Genomic DNA, 24,822 nt, shown 5'->3' with positions numbered 1-24,822 from the left:
GCGGTGCGGCCCGAGCCCTGGCCTACTGGTCCAGCGCTGCCGGATCCTGCGGGTCCTCCACGGAGGCAACGACGGTGTCGTCGTAGCTCGTCGGCGAGATGCGCGCCGCGGCGCTGTTGCCACTGTTCCACTGGGTGCTGATGGCAATGACGCCCGCGATGGTCAGCAGGATCAGCAGCGTGCCCGCGGCGATGCAAGCCGGGTGGAGGCGGCTCGCCGCCGCCGGCTTCTTCTCCGTGTCCTCCGCGACCGCTGCGGCTGGCTGGTCCGGGGTTTGCTCCGCTGCGAGCGCGGCTGCTTCCGCGTCGTCGTCGGCGCGGAAGTGCGGAAAGCGGTGCCGGGGCTGATCGGGTTCCGTGACGGTCTCCTCGGGCTCGCTGATGAGCGTGGTGGGCGCGGCCACGGCCCCCGCAGGTTCCTCAGCGTCGTTGGCGTCCTCAGCGTCTTTGGCCACCGTCGCCGCGGCGACCTCGCGCGACGCCGGGTCCACCTCGGGCTCCGTCGGCGCGGGCTCGCCCAGCAGCGGGGAGGGAGCGAGTGGGGTCGAGCCGCCGGTGAGCTCGCCCGACGCGAGGGAGGGGCGCCCGCAGGATGCCTCGTTGGGGGCGCCGACGGTGGCGAACTCCGGAATCCGCTGTGCCTCCGGTAGCGGGAGGAACGGCACCGGCGAAACTTCGTTCGGGGTACCGGTTTCGTCCACCCCGTTGAGGTTCACAGTGAGCTCGACGCCGTTGGCGGTGGGGGCGTGGTAGCCGCGCACGACCACGATCAGGCCGCGCTGCTCAAGGTTGCGCAGCGTCGGGGTGATTTCGGACGCGGTGCGCGGGTCAAGCGTGCCCACGCCGCCCTTGCCCAGGCAGGCGATGACGTCGCCGGCCTCGTCGAAGCCGAGGCGGACAAGTAAGCTCATCCGGTCATTCATGTCGCGCTCCGCAGCGTCCGGCAGGTAGGACACGACGCGGGGGCTGGTGCCGTCCAGCAGTGCCCAGGGCTCGGTCGGGGGCTCGTTGGCGGGGATGCACAGGCCCGGGCGGGGGAGGCGGAGGGTGAGGTTCACGGTGCCGCCAGCATGCGACTCGGCCCTTGCGGTGACCTCCGGCGTCAGGCCCGCCTCGGCGATGTGGGCGAGCTCCTGGTACTCCAGCGCGTCGTGCTCGGCCATCGCGCCCAGAATTTTGCCGTCAGCGGCGATGTAAAAGCCTGCGTCCTCGCCGCGCTGCAACAGCGTGACCTGGAAGTCGGCGTGCCCGTCGCGAGCATTCGCCAGGTAGTTGCGCACAAGCGCCTGATCCACATCGCAGGTAGGAATGCTTCGGACGGCGCCGATCCCGTGGTCAGGAACCACGTAGCTCGGGCTTTGCATGATCCTTCTCCACCTTACTGTTCGGATTGGAAATACGGGCGGGATGTTGTTGTGTCACGTTGCTCTTAGTTGGCAGCCTATCTCAGAGCGCGGTGATGTTCGACGTGCCGGGTGTCTCCCCAGTACAGAACTTGCGCTGCGCTGCAACTGCCGGTTCTGGATCAAGTATATGTGTCGCCGTAATCGGGACGAAGTGTGCCTGTTGAACAATCGTGTAATTTACGGGGTTTACGTGCAATAACGCGCGTTCTGATAGAAATCGGCTGAGAGAGCGCCGGGAGACGAGTGGTCCGACGTGCGTGAACCACTTAAGAGACTCGGGCACATACTCAGGATCCCCGAGCCGCGCCGCCACCCCCGAAGCGGGGCAGCAAAACGTTGGACTCGCGATGGTGATCGGCTACACGCCGCCAGCCTTTCCCGCAGTCAGGCCGCGGTTCACAGCCGAGGTGATCGCCTTGAGCGACGCGCGCGTCGTGGACGCGGCGATGCCAACACCCCAGGCTGTAGCTCCGTCGACGTCGGCGTAAATGTAGCAGACCGCGTCGGCGTCGTCGCCCGCCGTGCGCGAGCGCTGCGAGTAGTCCTGCACCTCAAAGTCGATGCCCAGGGACTCGAGCGCGTTTGCAAACGCGGCGATCGGGCCGTTGCCGGTGCCGCGCAGCTCGTGGCGCTCGCCCTTGTAGTCCACCGTCACCTGGACCGCGGAGTCATCGTCCTCCGCGACCGCGCCGGTGACCTCGTAGTCCACCAGCTCCAGCGGGGAGTCCAGGTCCAGGTAGGCGCCGGCGAAAATGTCCCACATGTTCTTGGAGTTGACCTCGCCGCCCTCGCTGTCGGTGATGTTCTGCACCACCGCGGAGAACTCGGGCTGCATCGCCTTCGGCATGTTGATGCCGTGGTCCGTCTTCATAATGTAGGCCACGCCGCCCTTGCCGGACTGCGAGTTCACGCGGATCACGGCCTCGTAGGTGCGGCCCACGTCCTTCGGGTCGATGGGCAGGTACGGCACCTCCCACACCGTGTCGCGCAGCTCCTCCCAGGTGACATCGTTGGAGGAAGCGTTCGGGTGCACGCGCTGCGCCAGCGCGTCCAGGCCCTTATTAATCGCGTCCTGGTGCGAGCCGGAGAAGGCGGTGAAGACCAGGTCGCCGCCGTACGGGTGGCGCTCCGGGACGCGCAGCTGGTTGCAGTACTCCACCGTCTGGCGGATCTTGTTGATGTCCGAGAAATCGATCTGTGGGTCCACGCCCTGCGTGAGCATGTTCAGGCCCAGGGTGACCAGGTCCACGTTGCCGGTGCGCTCGCCGTTGCCAAACAGGCAGCCCTCGATGCGGTCGGCGCCGGCCAGGTAGCCCAGCTCGGCGGCGGCGACGCCCTCGCCGCGGTCATTGTGCGGGTGCAGCGACAGGATGATGGACTCACGGTGCGCCAGGTTCCGGTGCATCCACTCGATGGAATCGGCGTACACGTTCGGGCTGATCATCTCTACCGTGGACGGCAGGTTGATGATCATCGGGTCCGCCGGCGTCGGCTCCATGACGTCCACGACCGCGTCGCAGACCTCCTTGGCAAAGTCCAGTTCGGTACCCGTGTAGGACTCCGGCGAGTACTCCCAGCGCCAGCGCGTATCCGGGTAGTCCTCCGCGATGGACTTGATCAGCTCGGCCGCGTCGGTGGCCAGCTTCTTAATCGCCGGGCGGTCCTTGCGGAAGACCACCTCGCGCTGCAGCTTGGAGGTGGAGTTGTAAAAGTGGACGATGACGTTCTTCGCGCCCTCGCAGGCCTCGAAAGTGCGGCGGATCAGGTGCTCGCGCGCCTGCACCAGGACCTGGATGGTCACGTCCTCTGGGATCATGTTCTTCTCAATGATCTCGCGCACGAAGTCGAAGTCTGTCTGCGAGGCCGACGGGAAGCCTACCTCGATCTCCTTGTACCCCATCTCCACCAACAGGTTGAACATGCGGCGCTTGCGCTCGGGGCTCATCGGGTCAATCAGCGCCTGGTTGCCGTCGCGCAGGTCTACGGCGCACCACTGCGGCGCGACCGTGATCTTCTTGTCCGGCCAGGTGCGGTCCGGCAGGGTGATGTCCTCAACTTCTTCGGCGAACGCCAGGTACCGGTCCGCCGGCATCTGGGATCCGCGCTGCTTGTTCCACGCCGGCTGGCCCTCGTTCTTGGGGCCGTTCGGGGTCTTGATCTCGCGGGGTACGTAAAAGTCGTTGGCGTTGCTCATTGGTCTTCCTTCCACGGGTGGGCGTTTGCACTATTCACGGCCGGCAAACACGAACTCCGTGACGGGGTGCCGGCCGTGTTAGTGAAGGGCCTGATTCCCGCCGCGGCGTAGAAGGAGTAGCTGCCTGTGTGACATGCCAGACATCTTACATAGCCCAGACACTGTGTCACGCGGATCACATATTTATATGCAGGGGGTGCTTATCGACGCCACCGCTACCGAATACTCACGCGCGTCACCATCGCCGCGCTGCACAGCATGCCCGCGATGAGCAGCGCCATCGCTGTCCAGCCGAGGGCCCCGGACAGCGAGAACTTTTCGCCCAAAAGTACAAGTCCCAAGGTCAGGGCCACGAGCGGCTCGACGACCTTCATCGCCGGCAGCGTGGTCGCGAGCTTGCCCGCGCCGAAGGCGAACTGCTGCACGACGGTGCCGATCACGGCGCAGGCGAGCATGGCCCAGAACTGCCAGGAGGCGAGGATGCCCAGGACGCCGCCGTGGACGTAGGCGTCCACGGCCACCTTGGAAAACACGGCCAGGTAGCCGAAGATGGCGCCGCAGAGGATGCCAAAGGCGAGGCTTTGGACGGCCGCGGAGTAGGCGCGGGCGAACGCGAACGTCGAAAAGAGCCCCACGAGCCCGATGCCGACGGCGGTGAGCCACTCCCAGGTGTGCGGCGCGCGCTCGCCGGGCAGCGGGCGGCCGACGACGACCACGACGCCGACGAACACGGTGAGCAGGATGGCCCAGAACGAGGTGGCGGCGGACATGCGGCGGCGCTCGACGCGCGCGGAGAGCAACAGCGTGAGCATGAGGGAGAGCACGAGGACGGGCTGCACGACGAGCAGGGAGCCGAACGCGAGCGCGACCGCTTGGAAGCCGTACGCCGCCAGCGCGAGCGCGAGGGAGAACCACCAGGCGGGGCGCTTGAGGGCGCTGAGCGGGGAGTCATTGACCTCCCCTTGGTCGCGTCCGGCGCGCAAGATTTGGTGGCGCCAGACGGTGCCCACCGCGATCAGGAGCGCGGACGTGAATGCGAAGCCGACCGCAAGATAGTTGTTGTGCACGCAGAATTATATTAGTGCGATACCTCGAATCGTGAGTTTTCGCCCGCTAAGGTTGGGTGACGGGTTTGCAACGTTTGCGCGGCCCCAGAATTGTCACCTGAACGGAAGGCGTACAACACCAATGGCACTGATCGTCCAGAAGTACGGAGGCTCATCCCTCGAAAGCGCGGAGCGGATCCGCGCCGTCGCTGAGCGAATCGTTGCCACGAAGAAGGCCGGGCACGACGTCGTCGTGGTGTGCTCCGCAATGGGCGACACCACCGATGAGCTCCTGGACCTCGCCGCGGAGGTCAACCCGACCCCGCCCGCGCGCGAGATGGACATGCTGCTCACCGCGGGCGAGCGCATCTCCAACTCGCTGGTGGCCATGGCGGTGGCCTCGTTCGGCGTGGACGTGCGCTCCTTCACCGGCTCCCAGGCCGGCGTAATCACCACCGAGCGCTACGGTAACGCGCGCATTATAGAGGTCACCCCGGGCCGCGTGCAGGAAGCGGTGGACGAAGGCAAGGTCGCCATCGTCGCTGGCTTCCAGGGTGTGAACCGCGATACGCGCGACATCACCACCCTGGGCCGCGGCGGGTCCGACACCACCGCGGTGGCGCTCGCCGCGGCGATGAACGCGGATGAGTGTGAGATCTACTCGGACGTGGACGGCGTGTACACCGCGGACCCGCGCATTGTCTCGGACGCCCGCAAGCTGGACAAGCTCTGCTTTGAGGAGATGCTTGAGCTGGCCGCGTCCGGGTCGAAGATTTTGGTGCTGCGCAGCGTCGAGTACGCGCGCGCGTTTAACGTGCCCATGCGAGTCCGCTCGTCTTACAGTAACGACACCGGCACTCTCGTCGCCGGAGCATTGGAGGATATTCCCATGGAAGAAGCAGTCCTGTCCGGCGTCGCCACCGATAAGTCGGAGGCAAAGATCACGGTGCTCGGCATCCCGGATACCCCGGGCGAGGCCGCGAAGATCTTCCGCACGCTCGCGGACGCGGAGATCAACATTGATACCGTGCTGCAGAACATCTCCACCCGCGAGGAGAAGAAGACGGACATCACCTTCACCCTCCCGGTGGCGGACCGCCCGCGCGCCATGACCCTGCTGACTAAGCTGCAGCAGGACGAGGGGTGGACGGACGTGACCCACAACGATGAGATTGGCAAGGTCTCCCTTGTCGGCGCGGGCATGAAGTCGCACCCTGGAGTCACCGCTGACTTTGCCGAGGCGCTTCGCGACGCCGGCGTGAACATCGAGATGATCAACACCTCAGAGATCCGCATCACCGCCGTGATCCGCGAGTCCGAGCTAGACAACGCGTGCCGCGCCATCCACGATCGCTTCGACCTCGGCGGCGACGAGCCGGCCGTGGTCTACGCCGGCACCGGCCGCTAAGCTCACGCCACACCGTATATAACCGCAACGCTTTCAAGGAGCTGTTTTCCCCATGACCACCATCGCCGTCGTCGGAGCAACCGGGCAGGTCGGGCGCGTAATGCGCACCATCCTCGCGGAGCGCGATTTCCCGGCAGACACCGTCCGCTTCTTCGCCTCCCCGCGCTCTGCGGGCAAGAAGCTGGACTACCGCGGCACCGAGGTGGTCGTGGAGGACCTGACCCAGGTCACCGAGGACTCCGTCAAGGACATCGACATCGCCCTGTTCTCCGCCGGTGGCTCCACCTCCAAGGAGTGGGCCCCGGTCTTCGCCGCGGCTGGTGTGAAGGTCGTGGACAACTCCTCCGCGTGGCGCAAGGACCCCGAGGTTCCGCTCATCGTCTCCGAGGTCAACCCGGACGACGCGAAGGCCCTGCCCAAGGGCATCATTGCCAACCCCAACTGCACGACCATGGCGATCATGCCGGTGGCGAAGGCGCTGCATGACGCAGCCTCGCTCACCACCATGCGCGTCGCCTCCTACCAGGCCGTTTCTGGCTCTGGCCTAGCGGGCGTGGAGGCCCTGGCGGACCAGGTCGCGGAAATCGGCGACCGCAACACCGAGCTCACCCTGGACGGCTCCGTGCTCGCCCCTGAGGACCTTGGCCCCTACGTTGCCCCGATCGCCTACAACGCGGTCCCGCTGGCGGGCAACCTTGTTGACGACGGCACCGAGGAAACCGACGAGGAGCAGAAGCTGCGCAACGAGTCCCGCAAGATCCTGGGGATCCCCGAGCTCAATGTCGCCGGCACCTGCGTCCGCATCCCGGTCTTTACCGGCCACACAATGGTGGTCCACGCCGAGTTTGCCAAGGCGATCACGCCCGACGAGGCGCGGGCCGTGCTTGCGGACGCGTCGGGCGTCTCCGTTGCGGACGTGCCCACGCCGCTCGCCGCCGCGGGCAAGGACGAGTCCCTGGTTGGGCGCATCCGCCAGGATCAGACAGTTGAGGGCAACCGTGGCCTGATCTTCGTCGTTTCCGGCGATAACCTGCGCAAGGGCGCGGCGCTGAACACGATCCAGATCGCCGAGCTGCTGGTGTAGCAATACGGTCGTCCTGCGATAGGTCACGAGCAGGGCGACAAACGGTTGCAATTCTATAAAGAGAGTTGCCCGTAGCTGAGATTTCGCCAAAAATGGTGGCTATGAGTATTCGACGCCGACGCAGCCGTGCCCAATTCGCGGCACACGCAGCAGTCGGCGCTCTGCTCCTGGGGGCTATGGGGGCCGTCACGCCAGCGCCTGGCGCGCTGGCGGCGGAGACGGGCAAGTGGTCGAACACCACGATCAAACCCGGCCAGACGCTGTTCTTGGTAACGGCGAAGGAGAGCGGGGCGTCGCTACGCATGAATTCTGAAGACCCAAGCACGCTGCCCGCGGGCTGGAGCGCCATTTCCCGGCCGAACGGGCTGCGCCTTACCGCGCCGCAGTCCGCCAATGGCAGCGATTACGCCACGGTCCAGGTGACGGAGGGCGGCGCCGTGGTTGATGAGTTCAAGGTGCGCCTGGACACCAGCGGCACCGGCAAGCGCGCCCGAGCCACCGCCACGTCCACGCTGGCGCCCGCGCCGGAGACCAGCGAACGCAAGCAAGAACAGGACGAAAAAGCCCCCGCGACAAGCGCGGGGGAGCGTCCGACCCCGACCCCCGTGGCTGCGCAGCCCGTCGCGGTGGTGGCGACCTCGGAGGCCCCCATGACCTCGGCTGAGCCGACCAGCGAGACGGCGGTACTGCCCGCCGCGCTACCGGGATCCGAGACCGGCGCGGCATCCGGGGGCCGGTTCAGCGGGATCGTGTCCCGCGTGAACAGCCTTTTCGGCGGCTAGGCGGCCGCTACAGGCGGGTGCTGCCGTTCCCGTTGCCCGTGTCGGCGTCGTCGCCGGCCTCGGCCTCCTCGGCCTCCTCCTTGGCAATCATGTCGTCCACGGTGGTGTCGTTCCACGGCTCGTCCGGGTTCTTGGCGTACTCCTCCTTGGACTGCGGCTCCGTGTATGACACGTAGACCACGTCGCCGTCGGGGTCCTCGGGGTCGTATTCGACCTCGTCGTCGTCGATAAGCTCCTGGCCCACCTCGTCCTCGAGGGCCTCGGTGAACTCCTCCTCCTCGATGACGGACTTGCTGGTCAGGTATTCCAGCTCCTTCTCATCGTTCTTGGTAAAGCGCTCGCGCGGATCCAGCTTGAGGCGGGTCAGCTCGAGGGCGCGACGGCGGCGGTTGCCCTCCTTGCGCAGCTTCTGGGCGCCGCGCAACCATGCCGCAGCGACGACGACGATGAGCAGGATGCCAATGTAGCCCAGGACCGGGTAGACGTACGCAACCAGCGTCTTAAAGCCGACGAAGGAGAGCGCGAAACCGACCAGGCAGGTCACGCTGAAGATGATCGGGTACTTATCCTCGCGGCCGCGCGAGAGGCGCTTGCCCAGCGCGTAGAACATGCCCATCGCGGTGGCGAAGATCATGCCGAAGACCACAAGCGCCATGATGGTGCCCAGGATCGGGTTGATGTCATTGATCAGGGTCAGCATCGGCATGTCCTCGCCGGAGACCGTGTCAATCTTGACCATCAGCGCGGTGGCCAGCAGCATGAGCATGACCAGGTAGCCCATGCCGCCAATGAAGCCGCCCAGGCCCGCGGCGCGGGTGTCCAGGTAGTTACCGCCGATCACGAGGGCCATCGAGACCACGCACATCACGTTGAGGCCCGTGTAGTTCAGCGCCGCCATCCACCAGTTCGGCAGAGTGGTGTTGACCTGCTCTGCGGACATGTTGATGCTGTGCCAGTCAATGTCGGTGGTGATGAGGGTGTACGAGCAGCCGAAGATGACGAAGGCCAGCAGGAACGGGGTGAGCGAGCCGATCGCGGCCGTCACCTTGTCCACGTCGAGCATGCCCACGCCCAGCACGAGCACGAGCATGAGCACCGCGCCGATCCAGACGGGGATGCCAAACTGCTGGTTCAGATTCGACCCCGCACCGGCGAACATGACGAAGCCGATGGAGAACAGGGTGGTGATGGTAGCGATGTCCAGAATCCAGGACATCACCTTGCTGGAAATATTTCCCAGCACTTCCATGTGCTCGTTGGCCTGGAAGTACGACCCGAGCTGGAGGATGGACACGCCGGCGATGAGCATGAGCACGGAACCGAGGATGGCGCCGTAAATGCCGTCAGTGCCGAACGCCGAGAAGTACTGCATTGCCTCCTGGCCGGATGCGAAACCCGCGCCAACAACCACGCCGATAAAGGCGAAGGAGATACCTATTGCGTTTTTAAGCATGAAATCTTTCCGTAAGAAATCAGGGATGTTCGGATAAACTTTTGCAATAGTATCGCCATTTGCTCTCAATGGCAGTTAAGCGGGGAGCATGCTTTGCGACGCCACGCTGCCCACAGCTACCGCTCGCTCACGACAGTGCTGCCGCCGTCCTCCCGCTCCGACTCGTCGTCGGCCCACTGAGCCGCGAGGTCTTCCTCGCTCGGGTTGCCCTTCCACGGCTCGTCGGGGTGCTTGGCGTAGTCCTCCTTGGACTGCGGGTCCGTGTAGGTGACGTAGACCACGTCGCCGTCCCGGTCCTCGGGGTCGTATTCGACCTCGTTGTCGTCGATAAGCTCTTTGCCTACCTCCTCCTCGAGGGCGGCCTCGAGCTCCTCGTTGTCCACGATGGAAGCCTGGATGATGTAGTTCAGTTCCTTCTCATCGTTTTTGGTAAGTCGCTCGCGGGGGTCGAGCTTCAGGCGCATGAGCTCGCGGGCGCGGCGGCGGCGATTCCCTTCCTTGCGGAGCTTCTGCGAGCTGCGCAGCCACGCGGCGGCGAGGACAGCGACGAGCAGGATGCCCAGGTAGCCCAGGATCGGGTAGACCACGGACACGAGTGTTTTGAAGCCGACGAAGGAGAGCGCAAAGCCGATCAGGCAGGTGGTGATGAAGATGGGGCGGAACCGCTCCTGGCGGCCGCGGGCCAGGCGCTTGCCCAGCGCGAAGAACATGCCGAGTGCGGTGGCGAAGATCATGCCGAAGATGACCAGGGACATGATGAAGCCGAGGACCGGGTGGATGTTGGTGATAAGGGTGAGCATCGGCATGGCATCGCCCGCGATGCTGCCCACTGCGGCGAGCAGACCGCAGGACAGCAGGAGCAGCATGACGAGGTAGCCCATGCCGCCGAGGAATCCGCCCAGGCCCGCGGCACGCGTGTCCAGGTAGTTGCCGCCAATAACCAGGGCCATGGAGGCGACGCAGATGGCGTTGAGTCCCGTGTAGTTCAGAGAGGAGATCCACCAGTTGGGCAGTGTGGTGGAAACCTCCTGGGCCTGCACGTTGAGGTTGGACCAGTCGAGGTCGCTGGTGCACAGGGTCCAGATGCAGCCGAAGATGACAAAGAACAGCAGCAGCGGGGTCACTGCGCCGACAGCGGCGGTGACCTTGTCCACGTCCATCATGCCGATGACCAGCACGAGCGCGAGCATGAGTGTCGCGCCGATCCACACCGGCCAGCCGAACTGCTGGTTCAGGTTGGCGCCCGCGCCGGCGTACATGACGAAGCCGATGGAGAACAGCGTGGTGATGGTGGCGATGTCCAGAATCCAGGACATGACCTTGCTGGACACGCTGCCCAGTACCTCCATGTGCTCGTTGGCCTGGAAGTACGAGCCAAGCTGGAGGATGGAGACGCCGGCGATGAGCATGAGCGCGGAGCTTAAGGCCGCGCCCCAGATGCCCTGCGTGCCGAACGCGATGAAGTATTGCATTGTCTCTTGCCCGGAGGCAAAACCGGCGCCGACGAGGACGCCGATGAACGCGAAGGCGATGCCAATTGCGTTTTTGAGCATGAGAGGCTCACTACTTTCAAGAATGTTCGTGTGATTTCCGCACACAAGTGTAGCGTGACCTAGCTCACGGCGTGTGACTGACCTTAATCGTCGTCGGTGTGGTGAATGAGATCACGCCTCGCGCGGGCGACGCGCGAGCGGATCGTGCCCACCCGCACGCCGGTGATCGCCGCGGCCTCCTCGTAGGTGTAGCCCAGGACTTGGGTCAGGACGAGGGCTTCGCGGCGCTCGGGGCGGAGGCTGTCGAGGAGGAGGCGGGCGTCGATAGCCTCTGACCAGGCGTTCGCATCATCGGGGCTGGCTTCCTGCGCGGCCACTTCGTCGTACTCGGCGGCCGATTTGCGTGGCCGCGCCATGTCGTGGCGCACCGAGTCGACCCACGCGCGGCGCGCGAGCGAGAGCAGCCAGGTGCGTGCCGACGAGCGTGCCTTGAACCGAGGGAGTGAGCCGAGGACGCGCAGGTACGTCTCCTGGGCGAGGTCGTCAGCGTGCTCGGCGCCGGCGAGGTGGGCGAGTAGCCGCCACACGTCGTCTTGCGTGGCGGCGATAAATTGCGTCAGCGCGGCCTTGTCACCGCGACCTGCTTTGAGCGCGAGGTCGGTGACGTAGGCGTCGTCAGTGCTGCTCACGAATGCTTAGGCTACCAGCGCGCGCGAAATTCCCTAGGCTTGGCGGGGTACGTGCTAGCGACAGTCAAGGAGGAGCCACCAATGGCTGAGAAGAGCAAGGCAGAAGACATCGTTGCCAAGGGCGAGCGCCCCGCGGGCAACGGCCGCACCACCGAGTTGAGTGGGCAGCCGGTCGCCTCGGAGCACCTGTCGATCGTCCAGGGTCGTCGTGGGGCCAATGTGCTTAACGACGTCCACCTGATTGAAAAGCTGGCTCACTTCAACCGGGAAAACGTGCCGGAGCGTATCCCGCACGCGAAGGGCCACGGCGCCTTCGGTGAGCTGCACATCACCGAGGACGTGTCCAAGTACACCAAGGCCAAGCTGTTCCAGCCCGGCACCGTGACCCCGATGGCGGCGCGCTTCTCCACCGTCGCCGGTGAGGCCGGTTCCCCGGATACTTGGCGCGACGTCCACGGCTTCGCGCTGCGCTTCTACACCGAGGACGGCAACTACGACATCGTGGGCAACAACACCCCGACGTTCTTCATGCGCGACGGGCTGAAGTTCGCAGACTTCATCCACTCCCAGAAGCGCCAGCCCAACTCCGGCCTGCGCGACGACGAGATGCAGTGGGACTTCTGGACCCGTACGCCTGAGTCCGCGCACCAGGTGACCTACCTGCTGGGCGACCGCGGCACCCCGAAGACCTCGCGTCACCAGGACGGCTTCGGCTCCCACACCTTCCAGTGGATCAACGAGGAAGGCACCCCGGTGTGGGTGAAGTACCACTTCAAGACCCGCCAGGGCTGGGAGTGCTTCACCGACGAGGAGGCCACCGAGAAGGCGGGCACCGACCCGGACTTCCAGCGCGAGGACCTCTTCAACGCCATCGCAGACGGCGACTACCCGATCTGGGACGTGAAGGTCCAGATCATGCCGTTCGAGGAGGCAAAGGACTACCGCTTCAACCCCTTCGACCTGACCAAGACCTGGTCGCAGAAGGACTACCCGCTCATCCCCGTCGGCTACTTCGTGCTTAACCGCAACCCGAAGAACTTCCACGCCCAGATCGAGCAGCTCGCGCTCGACCCGGCCAACCTGGTCCCGGGTGTTGGCCTGTCCCCGGACCGCATGCTGCAGGCCCGCGTGTTCGCCTACTCCGACCAGCAGCGCTACCGCATCGGCGCGAACTACAAGGACCTGCCGGTCAACCGCCCGCTCAACGAGGTGAACACCTACTCCGAGCGCGGCAGCATGGCGTACTTCTTCAACGAGGAGAACGAGCCGAACTACGTGCCCAACCGCACCGAGAAGGGCGCCGGCTACCTGGACAACAACGAGGATTCTTCCTCCAACTTCACCGACTACGGCCAGGCGGAGAACCTCTACGTCAACCCGGATCCGGAGGGTACTGGCCTGGTGCGCGACGCTTACGTCAAGCACGCCGAGGACGACGACTTCGGCCAGGCCACCACGCTCTACCGCGACGTGTTCGACGACGCGGCCAAGGAGCGCTTCGTGCACAGCATCACCAACAAGATGATGGCAATCAAGAACAAGGACGTTGAAGAGCGCGTCTACGCCTACTGGGGCAAGGTCGACGCTGACCTGGAGACCAAGGTCCGCGAGTCCCTGGCCAAGAAGCGCGCTGAGCAGGAGAAGTAGTCTCTCTCTCGCTGCGTAAGCCAATGCCCGTTAGGGTCCGCGGCCGCGGACCCTAACGGGCATGACTTTTGTCATGCGCAATCGGTGACAAACGCTTCTACCAGCCGGGATGCATTCTCGGCAGGGTAGAAGTCATGGAAAACGTCATCGAAGTAGATAATTTGCAACGCCGGTACGGCGAGTTCACCGCAGTCGACGGCATCAGCCTCCATGTCGCCCGCGGCGAGGTGTACGGCCTGTTGGGCACCAACGGTGCGGGCAAGACGTCCACGCTGGAAATCCTGGAGGGGCTCGCCGCACCGAGCGCGGGCGAGGTGCGCGTCTTGGGGATGGACCCGGTGGCAGACCGTGCACGGGTGCGCCCGCACACAGGCATCATGCTGCAGTCCGGTGGGCTGCCGCGCGCACTTTCCGTGGAGGAAACGTTGACCATGTGGGCGGGCACGTGCACCGCCCCGCTGCCAATCGACGACGTGCTGGCAGACGTCCAGTTGACGCATAAACGTGAGGTGACAGTCGGGGCGCTGTCAGGCGGCGAGCAGCGGCGCCTTGACCTTGCCTGCGCGCTGCTGGGAAGTCCGGACGTGGTGTTCTTAGATGAGCCGACGACCGGACTCGACCCTGAGTCTCGTCGCCGCGTGTGGGAGCTGCTGCGCGGACTGAAGCACCGTGGGGTGACGATCGTGTTGACCACGCACTACCTCGAAGAGGCCGAGTACCTCTGCGACCGCATCGCGATTATGCACGGCGGCCGCATCGAGGTCGAGGGCACGACCACGGAGTTAGCGAGCACGGTGCCCTCCACCATCGAGTTCGTACTGCACAGCACATCAGCCCCTGCGCTGCCAAACCTTCCCGGGGCGCTGGTGCACAGCACCGACATTTCCGAGGGCACGAAAGTATCGGTGCACACCTCCAGACTGCAGGACGACGCCTCCGCAATCCTGCAGTGGGCGCGCGAGAGGAACCTCGAACTGGCCCAATTTGTAGCGCAGCCCGCGAACTTGGAACGAGTCTTCCACGGCGTCGCAGCAACGCAGCGTACCCACACCACCCGAAAGGACGAAGCAGCATGAGCACGACCACGATGAACCCCACGAACCACGCCGCGCGCAGGCTGCGGGCCCTCGGCCGCGCCGAGTGGCTGCAGTTCACCCGCAACCGGCTGCTTGTCTTCGCCGGCCTCGTTTTCCCGCTACTGTTGCCACTCTTCCTGTGGTTGGTCGGGGACCAGTCGGTGGGGTCGACCGCGGCGGCATCTGAGGTGTTCGTGTTGTTCGCGCTGAGCTTCGGTGTGTTCTATCCCGCGCTTTCCATGGCGGTGACCAGGCGCGACGAGGGGGTGCTCAAGCGTCTGCGCACGGGCGAGTCCCGCGACTGGGAGCTTCTGACTGCCATTTGTCTCCCGCTTGCTGCGCTCACCCTCGTGCTGGCGGTCATCGTGGTAGTCGCGTTTTCGAGCATGTCCATGGTGCTGCCGATTGACCCGCCGGTACCCCACGTGTGGCCGAAAAACCCGTTGATCATGGTGATTGCGATGCTGCTCGGCGTTGCGGTCTCCCACGGGTTGGCGATGCTGACCAGTCGTTTTACCGAAAACGCGGAGGGCGCGCAGATCACGTCCATGCCGGTGCTGATGCTCGTGATCTTCTCGCAGACCGGGATCCGTGAGCACCTGCCGGAAGGCATCGCAGGCATCATCAACCGCACGCCGTTTGCGCTGACAAGCGACGTCTTCCGTGATGGGTGGATCGGCGAGGGATCCTTCGGCTCGCTGTTGACGGAGGCGGCAACGCCGCTGCTTCTGCTCACGGTGTGGGCTGCGGTACTGCTCACGGCGGGGTACCGTCGCATGCGCTGGGAAACGCACCGCTAGTGGCTCAAGCGCTGCTACCCTCGGAGCACACTATGACGCACATGCAGCCCCTTCCCGCGGCGAGGAGTTCGGAGTCGGACTTCTCGTCGCGGTTCCTCACGCTCAACCGCTGGTCGCTCATAGGGATGCTGTGGCTGTTCGTCGGGACCTTTTCCTCGGTCATTGTGAGGCGCTCGGGGGCAACTCAGGCCGAGACGTTCGTTGGCGTGGGCATTGCGGTGCTGGCGAGTCTTGTCGGGACGGTGGTGCTGGAAACCAGGCCAGAGTTGCGTCTGGAGGCGCGCGAGCACAGCAGCGGCTGGCTGCGGTGGGGGATGCTCGCCCACCTTATTGTCTTGGCGGTGTGCGCGGTGGTGCTCCTCTTCGGCCCGGCGGAGTGGAAGGCGGCCTCAGCGATCGCGGTCGGGGCGGCGTTCTTTAGCGTCCAGCTTGCCTTCCTGCCCTTCATGGCCAAGCAGCGGATGTGGACGACGTTTGCCCTCGCGTGCGCGCTCGCGAGCGTATTCCTGTTCGGCTCGGTGGAGATCGCCGCGATCGTTGTGGCCTACAGCATTGCGTGCGTGGTGACGGTGCCCTTTACCAAGTGGTTTTCCCGCGCGATGATTGAAACGGAGCGCGCCCGCCGCCTCGAGTCGCAGCTCACCGCCGCGCAGGAGCGTTTGCGCATGTCGCAGGATCTCCACGACACGATGGGGCAGCACCTCGCGGCCCTGACGATCAAGTCACAGCTCGCGCTCGCCCTCGCCGAGCGCGAGGATCCGCGTGTGTCCCAGGAACTGCGCGAGTTGCACGAGCTCACGCAGCGCGCAGCCTCCGATATGCGCAGCGTGGTCAATAACTACCGCACTCCCGACCTGGCCACCGAGCTGGAGAGCGCGAAGCAGGTGCTCGCCGGTGCTGGTGCTGAAGTTACGGTGACGGGCACCAGCGAGGACGTGCACCTGGAGCTGCGCGAGACCGCGGCCTGGTTCGTGCGCGAAACCACGACGAATATCCTGCGTCATTCCCAGGCGACGGCCGTGTCGTTCGAGATGCAACCGCACGAGGTCGCGGTGACCAACAACAATCCTCGGCCCGGGGAAAGCGGAGGCACTGGCTTGGAGGGGCTGCGGCGACGCGCGGCCGAGCACGGGGCGTCGATTAGCGTGGAGCGCAGCGTTGAACGCTTTTGCGTGCAGCTTAAGGAGAATGCATGATTCGGGTCGTATTGGTTGATGATGAAACTCTGGTCGCCGATTCCCTTGCCGCACTCATCGGCCTGGAGGAGGACATCGACGTGGTGCACGTCGCCTACTCGGGCGCGGACTTTCTCGCGTGGTGGGAGGAGCTGCCGGCTACTTTGCGCCCGGATGTTGTGGTGGCCGACCTGCAGCTCGGTGCGGGGGAGTCGGATGGCATTGCTCTTGCCTCGCTTATCGACGCCCACGTGGTCGTCGTCACCAGCCACGCAAGACCCAACGTTGTGCGGCGGGCCCTGGATTCCAAAGTGCTCGGCATTTTGCCAAAGACGGCTGCGGCCGGTGAGCTCGCGGCTGCGGTACGGGCGGCGGATGCGGGCAAGCGCTACGTCGACCCTGAGCTCGCGGCCACGACGATCGCGGCCGGTGAATCGCCGCTGACCGCACGGGAGGCCGAGGTACTCGAGCTGGTTGGCAAGGGCGGATCTATTGAGGCGATTGCCCAAGCGGCGCACCTGGCGGCCGGCACGACGCGGAACTACATTTCCTCCGCGATTGCAAAGACCGGGGCGGAAAATCGCTTCGAGGCCTACACCATCGCCCGCGAGCGAGGTTGGGTATAACCCCGCCTACTGTGGCACGTTGCGCGAGGTCTTGTCCTTTGCGTCGACGACGGTCACACCGTGGATGGCGCGGCCGATGACGAAGGAGCCGACCGAACCGATGATCCACACGCCGGCGATGGCCAGGATGGCGCGGATAAAGTCGTTGACGACGAAACCGTCTGTGGACCAGCTCATGAGCAGGTTCGCCACGATCAGGAGTGGGAACGCGAGGCACACGAGTGGGCCGAGCAGGTTCGCCCGGGTCAGTGCGTCGGGGGCGCGCAGCTGGAGGAGAGCCGCGGCGACCACGAAAATCGTGGAGATAACGACCAGGACAGCGACGACAATTTCGATGATGCTCATTAGCGGCGTCCTCTCGAGATGATGCGGGCCATGGAAATGGTGGGGATCACACCACAGACCAAGGCGGCCAGGATGGGGATCTCGTAGGTGATCAGGCTCGGAGTGAACAGGGTCCACACCAAGAAGATCGCGGCCATGGAGTAGAAGACGAAGTCGGCGATCACCGATCGGGAGAGCTCATCGCTGGTGAGAATGAGCTTGGCCAGGCCTGCGACCAGGCTCAGCGCCATGACGATGATGCAGACGGTCATGATGGTCTGGAACATGGGCTAGTCCATCCTTTCTGCGGCAGGCAGTTGCTCGGCGTGCTCGGGGCCCAGGTGCTCATACGGCTTCCACAGGACCTTCGAGGCGTCGATAGGCGTGTCCTTAAGCTCCGGCTTGAGGCGCTCCTCCATATCGGCGAGATCCTCAATGACCTGGTGGGGGTCGTCACCGAACGCGGCCTGGACGATGAGCAGATCGCGACCTTCCTCCGACGCCGCGTGCCGGAAGCCCAGCGAAAGCGTGCCCGGGGTGGCGGTAATCGAGGTGGAGAACCAGAAGCGTTCCCAGTCCGTACTTACCCGCATGGGGTAGAAGACCACGCAGGGGTGCATCCCCGTATCGGGCTTGAAGGCGGCGATGGTGGCGTCGATGCCTGCGACGTAGATTTCTTTGATCAACCAGGCGCCGTAGCCGATCGCGTGTCCGATACTGTTCAGTGCAGATCGTTGTGCCATGTTAGTGCTCGCCTCCCTGCAGCGAGTTGATGTCGGGGACACCAATTGGGTCGGTGCCCAATGTAGCGGTGGAGTAGGCGTCGACATCCAACAGGCTGTCGACGGCGGCGGTGGAAATGCCCCATAGCTGGCCGGCTCCGAGGAACATCGCCAGCGAGAGGATCATCAACGCACCCGACGGGAGCAGGAACTTCCAGCGCACGTTGAGCGCCTTCGGATACTGCTGCATCGGGCGACCCCAGAAGACTTCCTTCCACACACGCATCATGGCCAGCAGCGCACCGAAAGAAGCGATGATGATGGTGGCAATGGCCACCCAGCTGCGCCAGTCTCCTGCGCTGGCTGCGGCCATGACGATGGTGACTTTGCCAAACAGGCCAGAAAACGGTGGGAAGCCGACGATGGAAAACGCGCCAGCCGCGAACACCGTCGCGGTGAACGGGTCGCGCCGAGCCAAGCCCGAAAGTTTGCCGATGGTGCCTGTGCCGTAGGTTTCTTCAATCGCGCCGGAGTTCAGCACTAGCGCGGCGACGGTGATCATGTGGTGCAGCATGTAAATCAGGCCGGCTGCAAGGGCGTAACGTGCGTCTGCCCCCGCGTTGGTAAACGCGAGCATGATCAGAATGAATGGCATGCCGTTGACCATCTGGTAAGCCACCACGCGACGAATCGTGTACTCGCCCAGGCCAGCGAAACCACCGAAGAGCATGGAGATGACCATGATCACGATGATCAGGGTGTTCCAGCGCGGGTCCATGTCGAAGATGACCACCCAGATGCGGAAGAGCATGTAGACGGCCACCTTGGTGTGCAGGCCGGAGAACAAGCCCATGACCGCGGCACTGGATGCGGGGTAGGTGCGCGGTAGCCAGGTGTACACCGGGAACACGCCGGCCTTGGCCGCCACGGCGATGACGACCAGGCCGGCTGCCACGGTGACGGGGCCGTTGCCGGCCGCAGCCCCCTGAAGCGCAGCGATGTTGACCGCACCAGCTACACCGTAGAGGTAGCCAACGCCCATCACCAGCAGCGTCGACGCTGCCAGATTGACCAGGACGAAGGCGCGCGCGGAGCGTAGGCGGTTGCGCGTACCAGTCATGGCGATGAGGCCGTAGGACGGCAACAGCATGACCTCAATCATGACGAAGAAGTTAAACAGGTCGGCGGTGAGCAGCGCGCCAGAAACACCGGTGATCAGCACCAGGGTCAACGGCGTGTAGAACCGGGCCTGCGTTTCACCCGCGGCGATGGCGAACCAGTTGGCCGTCAGTGCCACGATCATCGTGGTCACGATCATGACTGCGGCGAACTGATCCGCCACAAAGGAGATACCCACACCGCCCTGGTACAGGCCCACGACGTGAGAAAGCGGACCGTTGGTAGCGGTGTAGCCAAAGAGCCACACGCCGAGTCCCAGGTTGATGGCTGGGATGAGGAGCGACAGGGCGTCGTTAAGCTTCTTGCTCGGGCTCAGCGCGGTCACCGCTGAAACGATGAGCGGGATTGCAACAAGCAGGGGGAGAATTGCGTCGGCGGTCATCAGTTCTGGGCCTCCAACTTCTTCGGGTTCAGGCGCGAATTACGGCCGGCGGTAGACAGCGCATTCGGGGAGAGCAGGTTCGGGTCGAACTTTTCGCCCTTGTGGGACTTACCCACCTTGCTCGGCGCGTCGAAGGTGTCATCGTTCTTGCCCAGCGATGCCAGCATGAGCAGGATCGTGGTGGTGGCCATTGCGATCACGATGGCGGTCAGGACGAACGCCTGCGGCAGCGGGTCCGCAATGTCCTCCATCGGAGTGCGCGAGGGAAACGATTCGCCGCGCCACGCGCCCACACCCGCGGCGAGCAGTGTGAGGTTTGAGGCATGGCCGAACAGCGACATCCCGAAGACCACGCGGACCATACCGCGCTGCATCACCAGGTAGACCGCTCCGGCTATGAGTACTGCGATAGTAAGTGCCATGACCATGGGTTACAGCTCCTTTGTCTGCATAGGCTTCGGGTTGGAGGCCGGGTTCAGCGGCGCCGGGTGCGCGTCCACCGCGTCCTCCGGCTCCTCCGGGGCGGGGACATCCGGCAGCGGGTTCTCCGGCTCGCTACGGGAGTAATCCAGGTTGTCCATCTCGGTGCCCGGACGCAGATAGCCGCCCAGCGCGTTGATGGCCTGGGTGACCATGCCCAACACCGCCAGGTAAATACCAAAGTCGAAGATCAGCGAGGTCGTCATGTGTTCCCCGGCGATGTGGCCGTGGATGGCGTACAGGAAGCCACCCTCGAAGAAGCCCAGGAAGCCTGCCCCAATGGCGATGATGATGCCCCAGCCTGTCAGCGCGATTGGCGTAAACGGCTTGACCACTTCGGTGTCCGCGCCGCGCGAGAGGTAACTCAGGCCGAACGCGGTGGCCATGACCAGCGCGGCGACGAAGCCGCCGCCGGGCACGGTGTGGCCTCGGAAGAAGATGAGCACCGACAGCACGACCAGCACCGGGACGACCAGGGCCGTGCCCTTGCGGATCGGCACCGAGTTGAACTGGGACTGGCCGAACGGGCGGGGGCGAGTGCCCGCCTCGAACATGTGACGCGGCATGGATTGGGTCACCGCAGCGATCACCACGGCGGCCATGCCCAGCACCGAGAGCTCGCCGAGGGTATCGAATCCGCGGAACTCCACGATGATCACGGCGACGATGTTGTCCGCCCCGGTGGCCTCAGCGCCCTCGTTGAGGTACCACATGGCCAGGTCGGAGCGGTCGCGGCGGCCCAGCAGGCCGTACACGCCGAAGAACGCGACCACACCGGCCAGGATGGCGAAAATGCCCGCCGCGACCTTGCGGTTGGTCGACGTCCTGGGGAACATGCGCGGCTGGTAGCGCAGCACCACCATGATCACGATGACGGTGAGCGACTCGACCAGCAGCTGCGTCAGCGCCACGTCCGGCGCGCCGAGCAGCAGCATCTGCAGTGTCATGCCCACGCCGGCGGTGCCCAACAGAATTGCGGACGCCAGGCGGGAGCGGGTAAAGACCATGCCCAGCACCGACAAAGCGATGATGGCGAATGGGATGAGGTCCCACCACACATCGAGCCCTTCGGCGCGCGGTGCCAGCGGCATGCCGTCGACGCCCTCGGTGCCCACAATCGTTGTCAGGCCCAGCAGGACCACCAGCGCCAGGACTGGCAACAGGTGGCGGGACGGGTTGAATGTGTTCGCCATCTGGCCCAGGCCGCGCCCAAGCGCACCCAAGCCAGTCACCATTCCGGCAAGCAGGTCGTTACCGCTGGTGGGCAGCAGCTGCTTGTTTTCCACGGAGTCGAACAGGCTGCGGCGGGCGAACGCGACGATGAGCGCGCCCAGGACCAGCACGGCCAGAGAGACGATCAGCGGAGCGTTCACGCCGTGCCAGAGCGCCAGGTGCGAGTGGTAGTCCTCGGTGCCGGTGATGGTGTGGACCGCGGCGTCGATCGAGCCGTCGACCCATCCGAGAAGCAGCGGCACGACCAGTGACATCGCGCCGGGCAGCGCGGCCGGCAGCCAAAGGCTCACCGGTGCTTCGTGGACGTCACTCATATCCTTCGGGCCGTCGAAAAATGCCCCGAAGACGATCTTGGCGGAGTAGATGAAGGTGAGCAGTGCGGCGAAACCAGCGATGAGCAGCAGCGCCATGCCGTATTCAGTCTCCTCGAATGCGCCCAGGATGGACTCCTTGGAGATGAAGCCGAACAGCGGCGGGATCGCGGCCATGGAAGCGGCGGCGATGACGGTGGATGCGAAGGTAAACGGCATCTTGTCCCACAGCTTGCCCAGGCGGCGCATATCGCGTGAGCCCGCTTCGTGGTCGACCACGCCGATGAGCATGAACAGCGAGGACTTAAACAGCGCGTGCGCGAGCGTGTGCGTGAGCGCCGCAGCCAGCGCAATCGGGGTTCCCACGCCGATGGCCGCCACGATCCAGCCCAGGTGGGAGACCGTGGAGTAGGCGGTGAGGTGCTTCAGGTCCGTCTTGGTGATGGCGAACAGGGCGCTCATGATTGCGGTGCCCAGACCCACGACCAGCAGCAGCCAGTTCCACGCGCTCACGTCGGCAAAGATCGCGGAGAAGCGCAGCAGCAGGTAAACACCGGCCTTGACCACGGCCGCGGCGTGCAGGAACGCGGAGACCGGGGTGGCCGCGGCCATCGCCTCGGGCAGCCAGAAGTGGAAGGGGAACTGTGCGGCCTTGGTAAAGCCGGAGACTGCCACCAGGATGGCAACGGTGGTGGTCAGGCTGGGGTTCGACTGCCATACGTCGGACGCCAGGACGTCGGTGAGCCTCGTGGAGCCAGCGCTTATCGACGCCACACCCAACGCCGCCAGCAGCGTCAACCCACCAAAGAACGTGAGCATGAGCGTGCGGTAGGACCCGGCCTCGCCGCCGGAACCCGAACGCGCGATGAGCAGGAAGGATGCGATGGACACGAGCTCCCAGCCGACGAACAGCAGGACTGTGTCGTTGGCCAGTACAAGCAGCAGGACCGACAGCGTAAACGCCGTCATGATGGTGTAGAAGCTCGTGTTGCCGTCCCGCTTTGGCAGGTAGGCGGCCGAGTACGCCATCACAACCGTGCCGATGACCAGGGCGAGCAGCGCGAAGAAGATGCTCAACCCGTCGGCGCGCAGCGCAAACGACACGGCGCTACCTTCCCCGAGGATGTCGCGGGCCCAAGTCACCTCCCACTCAAGGGGCTGCCCGTCGGCGACGCCCGGGAACTCTCGCCCAAGGACGACGGCGGCGGCCGCGAGGATCAGCGCGATCGGGTAACCGGCTTTGCGGTCCATCGCGCGCACGAGAATGGGTGACAGGATCACTGTCGCCGCAACTAATGCGAGCACGACAGGGAGTGTCATGGTGAACCCTCTCCAAAACATAGGTGGCCAATTCGTGTGCGCCTGCCACGGTGAGCCGATCCGGGCAGCGCACACGCGCGCAGAGCCACCCAGCCGTGGCGACAACACCTGAAACGGTACCAGGCAGTTTTGATGAACCTGCAACGGCGCTGAATCGCACCTTATTAATGGTGCTGCTGCGCGTGGGCGTCGAAAAGCGCGTTTCGGTGCGCCGCACCCAGTCACGCCAGTAACTCGGGTTACATTGAGTTGCATGAAATGGCGATTCTGTTGTGCCGTCCTTGTCCTCATCGTCGGCGTGTTCCTGCCCCTCAGCCCCGCGAGTACGTGGACCCGCTCCGGCGACGACACCACCGGTGCCCCGGCCGTGGCGCCCGGGCAGGACGGGTTGGTGGAGGCTCGCAAGGCGGCCGGCGAGGCCAGCGCGCAGGCCGGCTTCCTCACGCAGGGCACCAGGCAGCTTGTCGACGGAGTGTCCCAACTCGACACCTCCTCGCAGGAATTGATCAACGCGATCGCCGCCGCCCAAACCGGCTCGCAGGAGCTGTCCAACGGCATGGTCCAGCTGCAGGCCGGCACCGGCCAACTGGCGGGCGGCGCCACCCAGGTCGCCGACGCCATCGGGGGAGTGGCCGACCAGGTCGCCGGCTTCGACGCGGTACGCGGCCAGGTCGTGGCTACCATCGACCGCACCCTGGAGTCCACCAAGGACGCGAAGGACCCGGACGTGAAGGAGGCCCGGACAGCGCTCGAGGGGCTGCGCGGCCAGGCGGAGACCGCCCAGCTGCCGCCCGAGATGCTGGGCCAGCTCGAGGAGCTGCGCAAGGGATCGCGCGACGTGGCCAACCAGCTCTCTGTGCCCGGGTACGCCTACCACGACGGCATCTACTCGGCCACCAACGGAGCCGCCGAGCTTGCCAACGGACTGACCACGCTCAACGACCAAGCCTCCGGCGCCACCGACGGCGTGACGCAGCTGCAGGAGGGCGCGGCCAAGATCGACGAGATGGCCAACAAGACCTCCGACCAGATCGCCGCCGTCCGCAAGGCGATGCCGGCTGCGGCTGGTTCTGGTGCTGGCTCTGGTGGTACTGGCTCTGGTGCTGGTGCTTCCGAGGCTCCGGCGCCGCGGTCCACGCTCGCACCGGTCGCGGCAATGCTGATCGCGGCGCTGGTCATGCTCGGCGGCACCGCCACGGGCTCGGCCGCGCGCCTCGCCCCGGCCCGCCGCTGGTGGATCCTCGGGCTCGGCAGCCTGTTCGTCGCCGCGGCCGGCGGCGCCCTCGTCGCAGTCCTGGGCAGCGGTCTTACCGCCGCGACCGCCGGGCTGCTCGCGCTCGGCCTGGTTGTCGGTGCGGCCGCGAGCGCCGGGCTTACCGACGTGCTGGGCGCTGCCCTCGGTACCCGTGTCGGCCTGCCCATCGCGGGCGTCCTCGCCGTGGCACAAGTCGGCCTGGTCGGCTGGCTGTGGAGGACCGCATCTACCGCACCGGTTGGCAAGGTCTGGGAGTACGCCGCCGGCGCGACCCCGATGCACTGGACGACGGCGAGCCTGTCTGCCGCCGGCAACGGGGGCTCTACCACAGCGCTGTGGGCCGGCATGTGCGCTGGTCTCGTCCTTGCTGTGGTGTCGTTCGCCGGCGCGAAGGGGCGCGGATAAGCAAAGGTGCATACCGTGTGTTACGCTTTGCTGGCTCATTCCAAGTAATAGGGGCTTGGAAATGAGTGGTCTCCTTTCGCCCCACTGGGGTGAAATGGGTTAGGGATGGGATGGACCCCGCCAGGACGCTTCGCGCGACCGGCGGGGTCCTCTTTTGCACGGCGAGTGCTGACGGTGGGGCGGGGCCCGCGCCCCGTCTCTTTTACACATCTCCGAGCCCACGAGACAAGAGGGAAAATCGGATGCCGGCTTCTGCTTGAAAAAAAAAAAAAAAAAAAAAAAAGAAAAGGATAGTAGAAACAGAGAGTCAAAAAAGCTAGACGAGTGGCACAG

The 24,822-nt window shown here is 65.0% G+C and carries 21 protein-coding genes; 9 read left to right on the top strand and 12 right to left on the bottom strand.

The features are described from left to right. Positions 1-22: 22 nt before the first annotated feature. The 3 genes from OVO38_RS12160 to OVO38_RS12150 all read right to left on the bottom strand — a co-directional run bounded on the left by OVO38_RS12160 (position 23) and on the right by OVO38_RS12150 (position 4,666). A complete protein-coding gene (locus OVO38_RS12160; RefSeq protein WP_267208662.1) occupies positions 23-1,363 on the bottom strand; it encodes a hypothetical protein in 1,341 nt (446 codons plus the stop codon). 400 nt (positions 1,364-1,763) lie between these two features. Continuing rightward, positions 1,764-3,599, bottom strand: a complete 1,836-nt coding sequence (gene leuA / locus OVO38_RS12155; protein WP_095548551.1) for a 2-isopropylmalate synthase — start codon at positions 3,597-3,599, stop codon at positions 1,764-1,766. 215 nt (positions 3,600-3,814) lie between these two features. Further along, positions 3,815-4,666 carry a DMT family transporter gene (locus OVO38_RS12150; RefSeq protein WP_267208661.1) on the bottom strand — a complete coding sequence of 284 codons (852 nt, stop codon included), beginning with the start codon at positions 4,664-4,666 and terminating at the stop codon, positions 3,815-3,817. A 121-nt stretch (positions 4,667-4,787) separates the two neighbouring features. Between OVO38_RS12150 and OVO38_RS12145 the strand changes: the two genes are divergently transcribed. From OVO38_RS12145 to OVO38_RS12135, 3 genes are all read left to right on the top strand, one after another. Further along, positions 4,788-6,053, top strand: coding sequence for an aspartate kinase (locus OVO38_RS12145; RefSeq protein ID WP_095275226.1), 1,266 nt, complete (start codon positions 4,788-4,790; stop codon positions 6,051-6,053). 52 nt (positions 6,054-6,105) lie between these two features. Next, entirely contained in the window at positions 6,106-7,137 is a 1,032-nt protein-coding gene (locus tag OVO38_RS12140; protein ID WP_267208659.1) for an aspartate-semialdehyde dehydrogenase, read from the top strand. A gap of 101 nt (positions 7,138-7,238) precedes the next feature. Continuing rightward, positions 7,239-7,919 (top strand): hypothetical protein, encoded by a 681-nt coding sequence (locus OVO38_RS12135; RefSeq protein WP_267208658.1) that lies wholly within the window; start codon positions 7,239-7,241, stop codon positions 7,917-7,919. Between the two features lie 7 nt (positions 7,920-7,926). On the opposite strand, the gene OVO38_RS12130 is transcribed toward OVO38_RS12135, so the two are convergent. From OVO38_RS12130 to OVO38_RS12120, 3 genes are all read right to left on the bottom strand, one after another. Next, entirely contained in the window at positions 7,927-9,372 is a 1,446-nt protein-coding gene (locus tag OVO38_RS12130; protein WP_267208656.1) for a hypothetical protein, read from the bottom strand. 116 nt (positions 9,373-9,488) lie between these two features. Further along, positions 9,489-10,925 (bottom strand): hypothetical protein, encoded by a 1,437-nt coding sequence (locus OVO38_RS12125; RefSeq protein WP_267208655.1) that lies wholly within the window; start codon positions 10,923-10,925, stop codon positions 9,489-9,491. 83 nt (positions 10,926-11,008) lie between these two features. Continuing rightward, positions 11,009-11,554: an RNA polymerase sigma factor gene (locus OVO38_RS12120; RefSeq protein WP_095548555.1), complete on the bottom strand. Its 546-nt coding sequence runs from the start codon at positions 11,552-11,554 to the stop codon at positions 11,009-11,011. 81 nt (positions 11,555-11,635) lie between these two features. Between OVO38_RS12120 and OVO38_RS12115 the strand changes: the two genes are divergently transcribed. The 5 genes from OVO38_RS12115 to OVO38_RS12095 all read left to right on the top strand — a co-directional run bounded on the left by OVO38_RS12115 (position 11,636) and on the right by OVO38_RS12095 (position 16,878). Further along, positions 11,636-13,201: a catalase gene (locus tag OVO38_RS12115; RefSeq protein ID WP_267208653.1), complete on the top strand. Its 1,566-nt coding sequence runs from the start codon at positions 11,636-11,638 to the stop codon at positions 13,199-13,201. Positions 13,202-13,335: 134 nt separating this feature from the next. Continuing rightward, positions 13,336-14,277, top strand: coding sequence for an ABC transporter ATP-binding protein (locus OVO38_RS12110; RefSeq protein WP_267208652.1), 942 nt, complete (start codon positions 13,336-13,338; stop codon positions 14,275-14,277). Beyond that, positions 14,274-15,077, top strand: a complete 804-nt coding sequence (locus OVO38_RS12105; protein ID WP_267208651.1) for an ABC transporter permease — start codon at positions 14,274-14,276, stop codon at positions 15,075-15,077. Before OVO38_RS12110 ends, OVO38_RS12105 begins: the two co-directional genes overlap by 4 nt. A gap of 41 nt (positions 15,078-15,118) precedes the next feature. Then, entirely contained in the window at positions 15,119-16,273 is a 1,155-nt protein-coding gene (locus OVO38_RS12100; protein ID WP_267208650.1) for a sensor histidine kinase, read from the top strand. Then, positions 16,270-16,878 carry a response regulator transcription factor gene (locus OVO38_RS12095; protein WP_267208649.1) on the top strand — a complete coding sequence of 203 codons (609 nt, stop codon included), beginning with the start codon at positions 16,270-16,272 and terminating at the stop codon, positions 16,876-16,878. The genes OVO38_RS12100 and OVO38_RS12095 overlap by 4 nt, the downstream gene beginning before the upstream one ends. Positions 16,879-16,884: 6 nt before the next feature. Here the strand turns inward: OVO38_RS12095 and OVO38_RS12090 are convergent, their stop codons facing one another. The 6 genes from OVO38_RS12090 to OVO38_RS12065 are packed head-to-tail and all read right to left on the bottom strand — an operon-like array spanning position 16,885 to position 22,829. Continuing rightward, positions 16,885-17,223, bottom strand: a complete 339-nt coding sequence (locus tag OVO38_RS12090; RefSeq protein ID WP_095548557.1) for a Na+/H+ antiporter subunit G — start codon at positions 17,221-17,223, stop codon at positions 16,885-16,887. Next, the gene (locus tag OVO38_RS12085) at positions 17,223-17,489 is read right to left on the bottom strand and encodes a cation:proton antiporter (protein WP_267208647.1); all 267 of its coding nucleotides are present in this window, start codon (positions 17,487-17,489) and stop codon (positions 17,223-17,225) included. Before OVO38_RS12085 ends, OVO38_RS12090 begins: the two co-directional genes overlap by 1 nt. Before the next feature lie 3 nt (positions 17,490-17,492). Beyond that, the gene (locus tag OVO38_RS12080; protein ID WP_267208645.1) at positions 17,493-17,945 is read right to left on the bottom strand and encodes a monovalent cation/H+ antiporter subunit E; all 453 of its coding nucleotides are present in this window, start codon (positions 17,943-17,945) and stop codon (positions 17,493-17,495) included. A 1-nt stretch (position 17,946) separates the two neighbouring features. Continuing rightward, on the bottom strand, positions 17,947-19,485 hold the full coding sequence (locus tag OVO38_RS12075; RefSeq protein ID WP_267208644.1) for a monovalent cation/H+ antiporter subunit D family protein: 1,539 nt from the start codon (positions 19,483-19,485) through the stop codon (positions 17,947-17,949). Further along, positions 19,485-19,913 (bottom strand): cation:proton antiporter subunit C, encoded by a 429-nt coding sequence (locus OVO38_RS12070; protein ID WP_095548561.1) that lies wholly within the window; start codon positions 19,911-19,913, stop codon positions 19,485-19,487. Before OVO38_RS12070 ends, OVO38_RS12075 begins: the two co-directional genes overlap by 1 nt. Before the next feature lie 3 nt (positions 19,914-19,916). After that, positions 19,917-22,829 (bottom strand): DUF4040 family protein, encoded by a 2,913-nt coding sequence (locus OVO38_RS12065; RefSeq protein WP_267208643.1) that lies wholly within the window; start codon positions 22,827-22,829, stop codon positions 19,917-19,919. Between the two features lie 253 nt (positions 22,830-23,082). On the opposite strand from OVO38_RS12065, the gene OVO38_RS12060 reads away from it, so the two are divergent. Then, positions 23,083-24,489: a hypothetical protein gene (locus OVO38_RS12060; RefSeq protein ID WP_267208642.1), complete on the top strand. Its 1,407-nt coding sequence runs from the start codon at positions 23,083-23,085 to the stop codon at positions 24,487-24,489. Positions 24,490-24,822: the final 333 nt, after the last annotated feature.

Origin of the sequence: Corynebacterium sp. Marseille-P8863, assembly GCF_946902955.1 — a bacterium.
GTDB lineage: Bacteria > Actinomycetota > Actinomycetes > Mycobacteriales > Mycobacteriaceae > Corynebacterium > Corynebacterium gottingense.
Note: the sequence above shows the minus strand (reverse complement) of the source record. Positions and strands in the feature narration are given on the sequence as shown.